This is a genomic window from Epibacterium sp. HA2-3 (genome assembly GCF_055693725.2).
Genome location: NZ_JBVFUL020000004.1, coordinates 76495 through 90013, shown reverse-complemented (window position 1 = coordinate 90013; position 13519 = coordinate 76495). Strand labels below are relative to the sequence as shown.

14 protein-coding genes are annotated in these 13519 nt (G+C 59.0%); 2 read left to right on the top strand and 12 right to left on the bottom strand.

Annotation, left to right across the window (positions count from 1 at the left end; translation table 11 throughout):
• Nucleotides 1–117: 117 nt before the first annotated feature.
• The 7 genes from ACZ1HH_RS19555 to ACZ1HH_RS19525 all read right to left on the bottom strand — a co-directional run bounded on the left by ACZ1HH_RS19555 (nt 118) and on the right by ACZ1HH_RS19525 (nt 6758).
• Nucleotides 118–327, bottom strand: coding sequence for a helix-turn-helix domain-containing protein (locus ACZ1HH_RS19555; RefSeq protein WP_472635739.1), 210 nt, complete (start codon nt 325–327; stop codon nt 118–120).
• Nucleotides 328–715: 388 nt separating this feature from the next.
• On the bottom strand, nt 716–1540 hold the full coding sequence (locus ACZ1HH_RS19550; protein ID WP_472635740.1) for an alpha/beta fold hydrolase: 825 nt from the start codon (nt 1538–1540) through the stop codon (nt 716–718).
• A 91-nt stretch (nt 1541–1631) separates the two neighbouring features.
• Nucleotides 1632–2111: a RidA family protein gene (locus tag ACZ1HH_RS19545; protein ID WP_472635741.1), complete on the bottom strand. Its 480-nt coding sequence runs from the start codon at nt 2109–2111 to the stop codon at nt 1632–1634.
• Nucleotides 2112–2131: 20 nt separating this feature from the next.
• Entirely contained in the window at nt 2132–3064 is a 933-nt protein-coding gene (locus tag ACZ1HH_RS19540; protein WP_472635742.1) for an alpha/beta hydrolase, read from the bottom strand.
• Between the two features lie 38 nt (nt 3065–3102).
• Nucleotides 3103–4605 carry an NAD-dependent succinate-semialdehyde dehydrogenase gene (locus ACZ1HH_RS19535; protein WP_472635743.1) on the bottom strand — a complete coding sequence of 501 codons (1503 nt, stop codon included), beginning with the start codon at nt 4603–4605 and terminating at the stop codon, nt 3103–3105.
• Between the two features lie 5 nt (nt 4606–4610).
• Complete coding sequence (locus ACZ1HH_RS19530; protein ID WP_487320542.1) at nt 4611–6359, bottom strand: acetolactate synthase catalytic subunit; 1749 nt, start codon at nt 6357–6359, stop codon at nt 4611–4613.
• Nucleotides 6360–6467: 108 nt separating this feature from the next.
• Entirely contained in the window at nt 6468–6758 is a 291-nt protein-coding gene (locus ACZ1HH_RS19525; RefSeq protein WP_472635744.1) for a hypothetical protein, read from the bottom strand.
• 440 nt (nt 6759–7198) lie between these two features.
• On the opposite strand from ACZ1HH_RS19525, the gene ACZ1HH_RS19520 reads away from it, so the two are divergent.
• The gene (locus ACZ1HH_RS19520; RefSeq protein WP_472635745.1) at nt 7199–7525 is read left to right on the top strand and encodes a hypothetical protein; all 327 of its coding nucleotides are present in this window, start codon (nt 7199–7201) and stop codon (nt 7523–7525) included.
• Between the two features lie 243 nt (nt 7526–7768).
• On the opposite strand, the gene ACZ1HH_RS19515 is transcribed toward ACZ1HH_RS19520, so the two are convergent.
• Together ACZ1HH_RS19515 and ACZ1HH_RS19510 are read right to left on the bottom strand one after the other, a co-directional pair.
• Entirely contained in the window at nt 7769–8584 is an 816-nt protein-coding gene (locus ACZ1HH_RS19515; protein ID WP_472635746.1) for an SDR family oxidoreductase, read from the bottom strand.
• A gap of 34 nt (nt 8585–8618) precedes the next feature.
• Nucleotides 8619–10199 carry an AMP-binding protein gene (locus ACZ1HH_RS19510; protein WP_472635747.1) on the bottom strand — a complete coding sequence of 527 codons (1581 nt, stop codon included), beginning with the start codon at nt 10197–10199 and terminating at the stop codon, nt 8619–8621.
• Nucleotides 10200–10562: 363 nt separating this feature from the next.
• Here ACZ1HH_RS19510 and ACZ1HH_RS19505 point away from each other — a divergent pair, with 363 nt between their 5' ends.
• Nucleotides 10563–11318: an IclR family transcriptional regulator gene (locus tag ACZ1HH_RS19505; protein WP_472635748.1), complete on the top strand. Its 756-nt coding sequence runs from the start codon at nt 10563–10565 to the stop codon at nt 11316–11318.
• 124 nt (nt 11319–11442) lie between these two features.
• On the opposite strand, the gene ACZ1HH_RS19500 is transcribed toward ACZ1HH_RS19505, so the two are convergent.
• The 3 genes from ACZ1HH_RS19500 to ACZ1HH_RS19490 all read right to left on the bottom strand — a co-directional run bounded on the left by ACZ1HH_RS19500 (nt 11443) and on the right by ACZ1HH_RS19490 (nt 13491).
• Nucleotides 11443–11775, bottom strand: coding sequence for a hypothetical protein (locus tag ACZ1HH_RS19500; protein WP_472635749.1), 333 nt, complete (start codon nt 11773–11775; stop codon nt 11443–11445).
• Nucleotides 11768–12661 (bottom strand): class A beta-lactamase, encoded by an 894-nt coding sequence (gene bla, locus ACZ1HH_RS19495; protein ID WP_472635750.1) that lies wholly within the window; start codon nt 12659–12661, stop codon nt 11768–11770. Before bla ends, ACZ1HH_RS19500 begins: the two co-directional genes overlap by 8 nt.
• A gap of 194 nt (nt 12662–12855) precedes the next feature.
• Nucleotides 12856–13491, bottom strand: coding sequence for an FMN-binding negative transcriptional regulator (locus ACZ1HH_RS19490; RefSeq protein WP_472635751.1), 636 nt, complete (start codon nt 13489–13491; stop codon nt 12856–12858).
• Nucleotides 13492–13519: the final 28 nt, after the last annotated feature.

The window sequence follows — 13519 nt, the reverse complement described above, 5'->3', positions numbered from 1 at the left end:
CCCTTCCTGGAAAGGCCAGCCTGTCTTTCTCTTCGCCATAAACCCCGTGCCACTCGTACTGTTCTTGTCGTTGTCTCTTTTCTGCTGAGCTGTGTGATCAAACTCGGATGAAACGGACTAGCGCTTCACAAAAAGCTCGACGGGATCGACATTGAGCGCCTTGGCGATGCGTTCGAGAAGGTCGAGGGAGGCCGCGAACTTGGCGTTCTCGACCTTGCCCATATGGCCGCGGCTCACAACGGCCCGATGAGCAAGCTCCTCTTGGCTGAGGCCGCGGGCGCGTCTCAATTCCTGGATGTTCAGTGCTACACGGTCCCGCAAGTTCATGCCGTTGAGACGGACACGCTGCGCGATATATCGCCACGCGATATATGTTACATTCGGTAGTGCAGAGAAGAATTTCTGGAATGGCGCGAGATCGGCGGAACCGAATGCCTGCCGAAGCGCAGGTCACGGGATGATCCGTCTCACTAACATTATGGGCCGTTCAATCATTCTTATGGAAAGGGAAGCACCGGCAATGCCGGTGCTGTCAATCGGTCTTCCAAAGGGGGGGCTGTGAAAGAAGAAATCATAAGGGAAATTTGGATAAGCAGAAGTTCTTATTGGTAACTTGGATCGAGATAATGGCTTAGCGAATAAGCTAATAAATGCCCCTTGGTTCGGACACCGGATTTATGAAAAAACGGTAGAGTACGCTTCTTCGCTGCCCGTATTAACGGGTGCTAGTGGCCCGGATAAATTCAAGTGTGCCTGGAATGACGATTTCAGGTGCTTCCAGAATTGGGCTATGCCCTATTGCGTCCAAAATAGTTTGCTTTGCCCCCGGGACATTGTCCGCGATTTCTTTCCCCCATGCCGGTGGCCGAGCGAAGTCGTCGGTGCCAGAGTAGACAAGGGTCGGTACCGTGATCTTCGGCAGTTCATGCGTAGCCGAGGGTCGTTCAAGGACTCCGTACATAGCTGGGAACAACGATTTGCGAATTAGGCTAAGCTTCTGTAGCCAAGGGGCAAAACTTGCTTCGAAATCGGGTCGGTTGCGTGTTTTTTCGCCAAACATCACTGCTTGAAGAAGTGCGAGATTGTCTCCAACAAATCCGACTTCAGCACAGCTTTCCAACCAAATACCGAACTGATCAGCCTGTTCTTTCGGTTCTTCTCGAACGGACGATCCCATGAAGATCAACGAACGGAATAGATCTGGCCGACGAGCGGCCATGCGTGCAGCGACATCCCCGCCCATCGACGCTCCGACAAGGTGAACGGCCTCCAAACCCATTTCCTCAATTAGTAATAGCATATCGTCTGCGCATTGATCCATGGTAACGGTTCGCTCTACCGTTGGCGCACTGCATCCCTGGCCGCGAAAGTCGGGACAAATAACGCGGAACTCTGGTATTGCTGCCTGTTCGAGGTTTGCGAACATGCTGCCGTCGAGAAAGAGAGAATGCAGGCAGAGAATGACTGGCCCATTTGTCGGGCCCTTGTCCTCCACCCAGAGCGTTGTCCCGTTGATCGCGTAGGTTCTTGAGTTGTCCATTTTGTTTCCTCCCAGAAATGGGGGTCGCTCGCTGAGCAACCCGTTTTGACAGACGAAGTCCCTCCGACTTCGCCCTACTTACCAACCGCCGTTAATTGGGCAGGCTCACCGTCATTTCCATCTCGATTTGTAAATCCGGTGCCGCTAGCGCGGACACGCCGACTCCTGTCAGACTTGGCGCCGCGCCATCTAACCAACTGATCACCTGCGGGAACATCGCACCCATGCGGTCCGGCGTCAGGTCGGTGACGTAGATACGCATAACGGCGATATCCTGTTTGCTCGCACCTAATTCCTTTAGGATCGCGTCCGCGTTTTCCAGGACCACTGCGGTTTGGTCCGCAAGGCTTTCAGGAGCGATGCCGAACGGCTCTTTCCAAGCTACCTGGCCAGAGATGAAGGCTAGTCGGCCACTCTCTACAACGGATACTTGCGAGTATCCCATTTGACTTGTATCCGGAGCCCCCTCGGGGTTGCTCCGGGTGATGCTGTTGCCTTCGGCAAGGGCGACGGACGGTGTCATCAGCATCGCGACAACGGCTAGGAGTTTGGCGGGGTTCTTCATAGCCATAGCTTTCATTCTACGATTCTTCACTTTTTTGCGGCCTTCTCCAAAAAACGGCTCAAGAACGCCGCACCGGTTTCGATCGCCTCGCGTCCTTCCGGCACGACGTCTGAAAACATAGGCCAAACGTGGAACATCTCGGGCCAGACCTCGAGAGATGCACGGTTGCCGTGATCTGCCAAATGCGTGGCGAGCCGCATTGCGTCGCTCATCATGACCTCTGCCCCGCCGACCTGAACCAATACCGGGGAGAGCCCGCGAACATCGGCGTTGACCGGGGACACCTCGGGATTGTTAGCAAGTCCTGTGCCGAGCGCAGGTCGTACAAAGGCTTTCAGGACATCCCGCGTGCAAAGCGGGTCGATGCCTTCACGTGTGACATAGGAAGCGCCCGGCATTTCCAAATCCGCCCAAGGTGAGATCGCGACCCCAGCGACGGGCAGGGCGATACCTGAGTTGCGAGCGCGGACTTGCAGGGTCACGACCATTGCGCCGCCGGCGCTATCACCGGCGATGACGATCTTGTCGGCACCTACCTCGCCCACAAGCCAAGCATAGGTCTGAATCGTGTCGTCGAGCGCGGCTGGAAAGGGGGCTTCGGGGGCCAGACGGTAGTCGGGCACGTAGACGCGTGCGCCAAGCTCTCGGGCATAGTGCCCGGCGATGCCGTGATAGCCGTCCGCGCCGCCGCTGATGTATCCGCCACCGTGAATGTAGAGCATCGTGCGGCCGTCGCGCCATTTTTCCGGCGTCAGCACGGCGGCGGGGATGCCGTCCATGTCGACCCGCGCGATGGCAACTTCTTTAGGCGGCAGATTGCGCGCCAGCTCGGTGTTGTAGGCGTCCAAGAGCTCCGCATGGGTGGCCTGACCCGGCTCGCCCATCAGATGCGAAAGCAGAGGGAGGGCGGCTGCGCCCCAGTCGTGGACCCGCTGTTGGGCTTCTTGGCTCAGTGGCATGGCAATCTCCTTTTCGCCTGAGGCGCGGTTCGGTGTGATCAGGCGGCGCTGATCGCGAGCCCCGCATATTGGATGTTGAGATATTCCATCACGCCCTCGACCGATCCTTCGCGTCCGATCCCGGAGTGCTTAACGCCTCCGAACGGCGCGGCGGGGTCGGAGATCTGACCGGTGTTCAGGCCCAGCATGCCTGCCTCGATCCGAGCAGCCAGCCGATGTCCGCGCGATAGGTCTTCGGTAAAGGCGTAGGCCGCGAGGCCATAGGGCGTGTCGTTGGCGCGGTCGATGACTTCGGCTTCGGTGCGGAAGGTACAGATAGGCAGGATTGGACCGAAGATCTCGGTGTGCAAGACGGCGGCGTCGGCGGGCGGATCGGCGAGCACCACCGGGCGGAAATAGTTGCCGGGGCCCGGGACAACTTCGCCGCCTGCGAGCAGCCGCGCACCGCCCACCACAGCGGATTGCACAAGGTCTTGCATGTTCCGCCGAGCGGTACCGGTGATCAGTGGACCGGTGACCGCAGTCTCGGTCATGCCGTTTCCGATGGGGAGGGCGTCGACGGCCGAGGCGATGCGGCGTCCGAATTCCTCAGCGCGACTTTCATGTACGAAAAACCGGTTCGCCGCCGTGCAGGCCTGCCCGATGTTGCGCATCTTCGCGAACAACGCCCCGTCGATCACGCGGTCCATGTCGGCATCTTCGAAGACAATGAAGGGCGCGTTGCCGCCCAATTCCATCGAGCAGCGCAGCACACTCTGCGCCGCGTGCGCCAACAGTATTTTTCCCACCCTGGTGGAGCCGGTGAACGACAGCTTGCGCAGGCGAGGGTCGGCAATAAGCGGTTCGACGACTCCGGGAGCATTGCTGGTGGTGATCACGTTAAGCACCCCATTCGGCAGGCCGAGGTCGCGCATCGCCTCGGCGAAGAACAAGGCGGTCAGCGGCGTCAATTCCGATGGTTTGACGACCATAGTGCAGCCGGCAGCCAGTGCTGGGCCGACCTTGCGCGCGATCATAGCAAGCGGAAAGTTCCATGGCGTGATCAGCAGGGCAGGTCCCACCGGGCGATGACTGATCAAGTGGTGCAAGCCACCACTGGGTGCGCGCTGATAGCGGCCCTGAATGCGGCTTGCTTCTTCCGAGAACCATCTCAGGAAATCAGCTGCGTACTTCACTTCCGCCCGCGCTTCCGTCAAGGATTTTCCCATCTCAAGGGTGATCAATGCAGCGAAGGCTTCGATGTCCTGCAGCAAACGGTTATGAGCACGGCGCAGAAAGTCGGATCGCTGGGATGGGCTGGTCTCTGCCCACCGCGCTTGCGCTGAGGCTGCGGCATCGAGGGCCCTTATGCCGTCGGCAGCTTTAGCATCGCAGACGCGGGCAAGCCTTTGGCCAGTAGCAGGGTTCTCAATGTGGATTGTCGATCCTTCATTGCTTTCCGTCCAAACCCCTGCGATCAACAGACCGGTTGGCACTGCGGAAAGCGTGCGCTCGGCCTGGGCCTGAAGGACTGGGTCTGCATCTGAAACGACTGATGTCATTAGGTTCAAATCTCCGACAGGCCCTGTTCCGAGCGGGCGCCAATCGGCTTGGCGAACCGCTCGGCCGCGTTGTCGAAAATCCGAAGTGGCGCGTAGGCATCGGCCGAGGTGATGACGTCGAGGATGGTCACCCGAGGCGAGGCGAGGGCGGCGCTCAAGACATGGCCAATCTCGTCGGGCGTCTCCACACGGATCCCATCTGCACCTGCCGCGCGCGCGACCGCTGCATGATCTACGGGCGAGAAAGCGATGCCGGTGGTGGTCTCGTCGAAACCTAGCTGTTCGCCGTGCTTCTGCATCGCAAGCTGCCCATTGTTTAGCACGATAATCACGACCGGAATATTTTCACGCACCGCCATCTCGATTTCGCCCCAGACATGGGCAAATCCGCCATCACCCACGACTGCAACCGCCCGAGCGCCGGGACGTGCCAACTTGGCGCCCATCGCATAGGGCATTCCCCAACCGAGCCCAGCCAAACCACGCGGAGTGATAAAACGTTGCCCGACGGACCTGGCCGTCAGATAGCCGGTCACCCAGACCGAGGAATAGCTGGCGTCGGCAACAACGATGTCGTCACTGGCGATCAATGCATCAAGCTCTGCCATAAGTCGTTGCGGCAGGATCGGAGTTTGCTGCGACGTTACATCGTCCGCAATGCGCTTGGCACGGCGGAGGCGGCCTTCAGCGATCTTGTCTTTCAAGCCATCAGCCTGCGACATGCGCTTCGTCAAGTCCATCGCGCCGAGGGCTTCTGCCAGATCAGCGAGAGCCGACCGCGCGTCGCCTACAAGACGTAGGCTTTCGTAGTTGCGCCCGATCTCCTGGCCATCGAGGTCGATATGGATGTAAATCGCGTCAGGATCGGTCAGCGTCCAGCCGTCGGTCCCGTTCTCGTTGGTGCGTGTTCCGACCAAGACGACGACATCCGCTTTGGTGATGAGTTCACTAAATTCGGTCGCGGGTCCGCCGGCACCCAAGAGGTTGCCCGCCACCCCGAGGGCAAGCGGATGAGTTTCGGCAATCGCTCCCTTGCCCATGTTTGTCGTGGCGACAGGTACCGCGGCGCAGTCTACGACGCGTGTCAGTTCTTCCGCCGCACCTGAGTTGTGGACGCCGCCGCCAGCGATGATCACCGGCGAAGCGGCCCGGGCGATGAGCTCGGCTGCAGACTGCAGTCGCGCCTTTTCCGGCCGCGGTCGATCAAGAGGGAATGCGCCAAGGTCGAGCGCACGGCGTTTGACCGACGCGTCTTTGCTGGGTCGCATCAGGATGTCCTTGGCGAGCAGCAAAACCACTGGGCCGGGACGTCCCGAGTTCGCCGCCACCATCGCCAAATCGATGTATTCGGCGGCGCGGTCAGGATCGTCGAGGCGGCGGGTCCATTTCGAGACGCCTTCGAACAAGGCGAAGTGGTCAAGTTCCTGAAATGCATTGCGATCGCGCTGAGCGGCGGGTACATCCTGCACAAGCACGAGCATCGGCACCGACGCCTTGAGCGCTTCGGCCATCGGTGCGACCATCAGGGTCGCGGCTGGTCCGTTTTGCGCCGCCACAACCCCGATACGGCCCGAAACGCGCGAATAAGCATCCGACATCGCACCCGCGGCGTTTTCCGTCCGGTATAGAAGCTGGCGTATACCGGCACTTTCCACCGCAAGTAGCAGCGCTGTCGGATTGCTCTGTGCGAAGATGAATTCAACGCCGTGACGCGCCAGCGCCTCGGCGATGTTTTCGGCGACTGTTTGGGACACGGCGAACTCCTCGTTGCATTGGCGCCCCGATCTAAAATTTCAGACAGCGAAGCTATTCAATATTTGAATACTATGGATCCTACTTGTCAAGCGTTTGAAAAAATCAGCTTAATATTTATTAAGAACAATATGTTGCGACGCTACCGCCCACTCTTTAACTTTCAAATAGTGAAATTGTATTGCTTGATTCTCCTGCTTGTCGGGATCGCCCTGGCCGGGGCGAGACGGGAAGCGGTGGGCCGATATGCTTCGGCCCGCTGCATCGGTTGCCGGAGGTGGCGGCCATGCAATCGCCCGCCTGGAGAGGCCGACCACACTCACTTGCTGCCGGGCGTGCCTGCGTACGGTGTCGATGTCATGGGGCACTTCGGCCTGTTTGTAGGCATAGGCATAGTTCATAAGGTGCGCCTTGCTCACATCTTGCCGAGGAAAGAAGGCGCGAAGGGTGAGCCTTTGTCCTGGCAGCTTGCGGGCACCTCACCGCGGGAAATCCGCGATACTTATCTTGGAGCCGTTCGTTTTCTGGATGATGTCGCCACTGAACAAGCCTGGTAGGGCCTGCCGCATCTGTGGAAGTACGAGCGCACCGAGAACATGGGCCTCCATGACCTCGTTGAGGATTCTCAGCTCTTCGGTGCGCAATTTGGCGAATGCCCCGAGGTTTGGAACCTTTGAAGGATTGGCGGGGTCTGTGACCCACTGATCGGAGATCTAGTTCATCTATGCGACCGCCGGGCGGCCCTCCCGGCCGAGGTAACCGACGCCGACGGCCTGATCCGCTCGTTGAGCGATTTGACCTGTGCGCTCTCAGGGTAGCGCGCGAGATACCGGCCAATGTCGTGCAGCATCTGATCGATGCCGCGAATGTCGAGAACGCCGAAATAGCTGCGCTTGGCGAGATCGCCGAAACCGCTGCCCGCGAACGGATTCTCGATGATCGGTGTGCCGAGTTCCGTCAGTTCGAATACTGCACGATCATGGAGCTCGGCGGTTTCCTACGACAGATCTTGGGCTTCGTTGCGCCATCTCGGGCCGTAGAGACTGACACGGACGCCCTCCAGCACTCCGAGGTCCAAGTGCGTCGCGTAGCCCTCGGCCGGGATATTGCCGAAGGCGGCCACGGTCTTAAGGCCGTCCGCGCTGTAGCCGGCGATCGCGTCGAGTAGGGTGGCCGCATTCGTCACCGAACGAGCATTGGCCCATCACATTGCGGGTGGAGCCCGATACGACCAGGCCGCCGATCCATGTCACGAGCCCGAAGAACGCCGACCTCGCGACACCGTCGGCCATCACGGCCGCCGAACTTTTCGCCGGTTTGAAAAATTTTCCGCGCAAGATGCGTCCGACGATGGAGCCGGTCCAGCGCGCGTTCACGCGGCGGCGTGAAACAACGACAGACAGTGCACGCGTCAGGCCACGAACAAATCTGGCGTCAGCGGCGCGCCTGGCACGCAATCGTAGCGGGCAAAGTCGGTCGTACCTTCGGCCCGCAGCACGTCCTCATCGAGGAAGAATTTTCCGGTGCAGGTCAGAGCGTCCTTGGAGAGTATGGCATGGGCCGCATCCGCCATGATCTCGGGCGTCCGGCAGCCGTCTGGCGCGACGCCTAGAAGGCTGCTGGCTGCAGTCAGGATCATGGTACGCGGCCACAGTGCGTTGACCGCGATACCGGCGTCGCGAAACTCCTCGGCCATGCCGAGCACGCACATGCTCATGGCGTACTTCGACATCGTGTAGGCGCAATGGTCGCCGAACCATTGTGGCACGAGGTTGAGGGGCGGGGAAAGCATCAGGACCCTCGGACGCGGCGATTCCAGAAGATGCGGGAGGGCCGCCTGCGTCGTTGCGAAAGTGCCCCGAACATTGACCGACATCATCAGGTCGTACCGCTTCATCGGCGTTTCGGGCGTCTTCGCGGGAAAGAGCGCGCTGGCGTTGTTCACCACGATATCGAGTCCGCCGAACCGTGCCGCCGTTGCCTCGATTGCAGCGGCGATCCGAGTCTCATCGCGGACGTCCACCACAAGCGGTAGCGCGGTGCCGCCCGCCGCCTCGATCTCTTCGGCGACACTGTGGATGGTGCCCGGTAAGGTTGGATGCGGCTCCGACGTCTTGGCCGCGATGGCGATGCGCGCCCCGTCGGCGGCAGCGCGCAGAGCGATGGCGCGGCCGATGCCGCGGCTCGCACCCGTTATAAAGAGTGTCTGTCCTTCGAGCGATCGCATGGGTCCTCCCTTTCGGAAACGCGGTGGCGCGCGGTCACGGCGCGGCAACAAGCTCCAGCAGCTTGAATTTCTGGATCTTCCCGGACGCGGTCTGAGGGAATTCATCGACGACGTGCCAACGGCGCGGCACCTTGTATCCGGCGAGCGTCCGACGGCAGAAGGCTTCGAGCTCGTCGAAGTCGGTGTCGCAGCCCGGTTTGAACTGAACGAAGGCCGCAACGCTTTCGCCCCATTCCGGGTCGGGGCAGCCAATCACGGCGACGCCAGCGATGGCGGCGTGCTCGAAGAGCAGATCCTCGATTTCGCGGGGGTAAATGTTCTCGCCGCCGCGGATAATCATATCTTTCAGGCGCCCCTCGACACGTAGATATCCTTGCGCGTCCATGCTGCCGAGGTCGCCGGTATGCAGCCAGCCATCAGCATCGATGGCCTGTTCGGTCGCTGCTGGGTTGTGGAAATATCCCAGCATGACACCGACGCCGCGGGTGCAGATTTCGCCGGTCTCTCCCAGCGGCAGGGTCTGTCCTGTCGCAGGATCGGCAATGCGCACGGATGCGCCTGGTAGCGGCTGGCCGATGGTCTCGAACCAGGCAGGGTGCGGATCGTCTGGCCGGGTATGAGTGAAGTAGGGTGAGGCCTCGGTCTGCCCGAAGCCGATGGAGGTGCGGATGCCTAACTCACGTTCGGCCCGTCGAATAAGCTCTGGCGGAACCGGCGCTCCGCCGAGCGTGGCAAGTCGCCAAGACGACAGATCGTATCTCGCCGCATCTGGATGGTCGAGTATGCGATAAAGCATTGTCGGCACCGACAACATGATTGTGCCGGAATATTTTTCGAACAATGACAGCATATCGCCCGCATCGAAGGCGTTCGGAAGGACGTGCGTGCCCCCTGTCTGCAAAGCGCCCAGTGTGACGAGCCCGCATCCTGCAGTGTGGAACATTGGCATCGGGTTGATCCAGACGTCGCCCGGGACAGCGCCGATGGTTTCGGCATAGAGTCGCGCAACGTTCGATAGTCCAACATGACTGAGAAGGGCACCCTTCGGAAAGCCGGTGGTTCCCGACGTGTACTGAATTTGAGCCGGTGTCTCCGGCGCGATGCGGGGCAGCGGCGCGTCTGGCGACGCACGCTTGAGCAGACCAGGCAGATCACCTATCGAAATTACGGTGTCCAGTTCGGGCACGTGGTGCACGAAGCTGCGTGCGACGGAGAACAGATCACGGTCACGAAACGTAGATTGCACCAATACTCCACGCGCCTGTGACTGCTGGATGACGTAGCGCGCTTCAGTAGGGCTGTAGGCAGGGTTGATTGTCACAAGCGTTATGCCCGCGAGAGCGGCTCCGAGTTCGACAAATACCCACTCTGGGCAGTTCGCGGCCCAGATCGCGACGTGGTCTCCTGGCGCGAACTGTCCGAGGAGGACGTGCGCCGTGCGTTCTGCGTTATCGAGGAGTTCGATAAAGCTCCAGCTTTGGCCGGAGACGCTGTCGATGAGGGCGGATCGCGGCCCGTGAGCATCGACCGCAGCTCGCAGTGAGTCGCCTATTGAGTAATGGCGCACTCGATCGACTTCGCTGGCAGTCCAGAGCGAGTCCGTTGTACCGTTCATCAGTTCGGCCCTTCCCCGATACCAGGTAATATTCTGGTCCCGGTCAGTGAGAGGAACCTTTTCCAACATTGCAGATCGAGAGCAGGTGTGTCAAATAATGAAATAGGTCAGATAACGAATTTCGGGCTGGGGTTACCTTTTTGGCGCGATGGAAGCTTCTGCAATCGGATTGGCAAAAGATGTGGCGTCGACTTTGCATTTCAGATAATGAAATATTGGGTGTCCGGTCAGGCTTTGATCACTAGCTGCCTTCCTCACCCAATTCAGCCCTTCGGCTCCGCATAAACGGGCTGGGCCTTGTGCAGGAAGTTCTTGCTTGCGCGCTCGGCCGCCGGATCCCTATGTCACAAAGGATAAGTGACCTTGGAAGGAAATTACACACTGCAGACCGTCGAGCGCGCGTTCGCATTCCTTGAATGCGTTGCAAACTCGAAAGAACCACTGGCGACGCGAGATGTGGCAGAGCGGCTAGAGCTAAACATCACTACATGTTATCATATCCAACGAACATTGATTGGCCTTAACTACATCTCGAAACGTCGCGACGGTAGGTTGGAAGTCGGGCGGGGCGTGCTTCCGCTTTATCGGGGATACCGAGGCAAGTCGGACCCGGAAAAAGAGCTTTCCAAGCTTGCTGCGTCGTTGGGTGAAATCACGCGAGAGACAGCGTTTCTGTCAATTCGGGAAGGCGATGAAGTAGTTTTGAAAGAGCTCTTTGAGGGCGTAAGGCGTTTGCGCGTAGGCGGTCTCAAGCCCGGCATGCGAGGTGCAGAGCACAGACGCGCAGCAGGAAAGGCGGTTTTGGCTCATCTTGGCGCAGATGATCGTCTGGCGATGCTCGATGCCAGCCTTCGGGGTCATCCCGAGGCGCGGCGTAAATCTGGTCTCGACCGCCTAAATAACGAACTGCTTCAGATATCAGACTGCGGATACGCAATTGATGAAGAAACTGAGGAAGGTATCATAGCGATCGCCGCGCCGTTTTTTGCTAGAGGAAATAGGGTAAGGGGCGCAGTCGGTATCGTACTTCCCAGATTTCGGTTCGACGGAGCGCCAGACAAATATCTTGAGGTAGTACTTTCGACTGCCAGTCAAGCATCTGATTTTGCTTCAGATTAAAGACCTGTTCGAATGCTTCGTATTGATGGCGCAATTCTACTTTTCATGTTCAAGACGCATCTGGTTGAGTCGGCACGATAGCCTGGACACATGAGCAAAGACCCTCCTGCATAAAGATAAAATGTCATGGACAGCCGAACGGCACGAACGTGCTGGCCATGCCTTCATTCATCGTCATGATCGTGAGGAGATTTGCCAGTTCCAATTCTGCATCGGTGATTGGGCAAACATCGCTTTGGGTTTGGCAACCGCCATCGATGAACGCTTGGTTTGCAGAGAGGAATGCCTCCCGCAATCCGTCTTGGCCCTGAAAGCCTAGTGCCGCATCGACCGCGCGATCATAGAGAACACATTTCTGATCGCTCCATGACAATCCCTCGAGGTCTTGCGCCTCGGATGGAGGCGCAAGGGTGAGGAACGTCGCAATCGCAACCCTGATGAAATGATAATCAATCATTGGGATAAGGATCATAGGGGGGCTGGACCACATTTGTGGTTGCGATGCGGGCGAGTTCGGCGTGTGTGCTGGCCTGTGTATCAGCGTCGCGGGATGATCCCTTTATGTAGACCGTCATCAACAGCGGTTTCCGGCCGGGTGGGTAGATCGCTGCGATTGTGGCAGTTTCTCCTCGTGGGCCGGTACCGGTGCGGTCACCGACCACCCAGCCTGACGGCACGCCAGCACGGATTCGTGCGCCACCAGTGGTGTTCGCCTCCATCCAGACCGAGAGCTGGCTCTTGGCGCGCGCGGAAAGGATGTCACCAAGCAGGAGCAATTCCATTGTCTTGAGCATCTGTACCGGCGTGCTGCTGTCGCGTAGATCACCGGGTGGCACATCGTTCAATTCGGTCTCATAGCGGTCGATCCGGGTGATCGGGTCACCCATGTCGCGCAAAGTCGCAGTCAGAGCCTCCGGGCCCCCGAGGCGGCGCAAAAGCAGGTTCGCTGCCGCGTTATCGCTGCGTGTCATCGCGGCCTCGCAAAGCTGTGCGATGCTCAAAGTGCGGCCAACTACCTTTTCAACGACCGGCGACCAGGAGACGATATCCGAGGATTGCACCGCAATTTCACGCTCAAGCTGTTCCCGCCCCCTGTCTACCTGCTGCAAAACAGCCCCGGCGAGCAGGAACTTGAACGTGCTATTGAGCGGATAGGGTGAGTGTTCGTCCCATCCGCTGGTGCGACCGGTCTCTGTATCCAACACCGCAACGCCCAGATCACCGTCAACCTGAAGGCTGATGACCTCGAAGGAAAAGGCCGGGATCAAGCCATCATCGTAGGTGCGAGGCTGCCATTCTCGGGTGCCATGTGTGGCGTTTTGCCCGGTTGCTGCGGACGCCAAGACTGATACGGCTCCTGCAACAAACAAGCGTCTGGATTGGTTCTTCAAAACTGTCTCTCCTCAATAGTTTAGGGCCTATACCGACCCTTTATTGGGACCCGTTTGCAAGATTCGTGGTGAACACTCCATCCCAATTTGCCGTGTCGGCGGTCTCTGCCTCTTCTTTTAATTAGAGGGAAAAGTCAGCCGCTCTTTTAGCTGGGCGCCCTCTTCGTCAGCAGATCTGAAAGCTGCTGTTCCATCTCGCCCGCGTTTGCCAGTCCCCGCGCTGTACCGTCGCGATCCGGGGTCGCTTTGTGTTGGTTCAGCTTCCATGCGCCTTCCAATCGGTCGATCCTCATTCGCAGACCTACGATGCCGCGCGACAACGAGCCGATGAACTCAGTTGGCGCATCCGAAACTGCCCAGGGCACCTCGCGGGCCACTTCGTTCTGATTGGTCAATTCTTCCAGATGCCGCGCCAACCAGGTGTCGTCCTGAATTGCTTCGAGCGTTCCGTGGGCGTGGACGGTCACATAGGTCCAGGTCGGGACGACCTTGCCGTGTTCCTGTTTTGATGGATACCAGGATGGCGTAACGTATGAGTGTGGTCCCTGAAAGATCGCGACGCTTTGCGCCGCGACTGCTGCGCGCCAATGCGGGTTGGCCCGCGCGACATGCGTCTCAATGGTGGTATCGGCGACCGTTTCGCCCGGATGGATGACGACCGGAGCGTGCGTGACCTCAATGCCATCCTGCGTTGGCGTGACGATCGCCGCGAACTGGATATTGCGGATGGCATTAATCAGCACATCAAGCCGGTCTTCGGCAAAGTTTTGGGGACGGTACATGTCGATACTCCATTGACTGCGATGATCT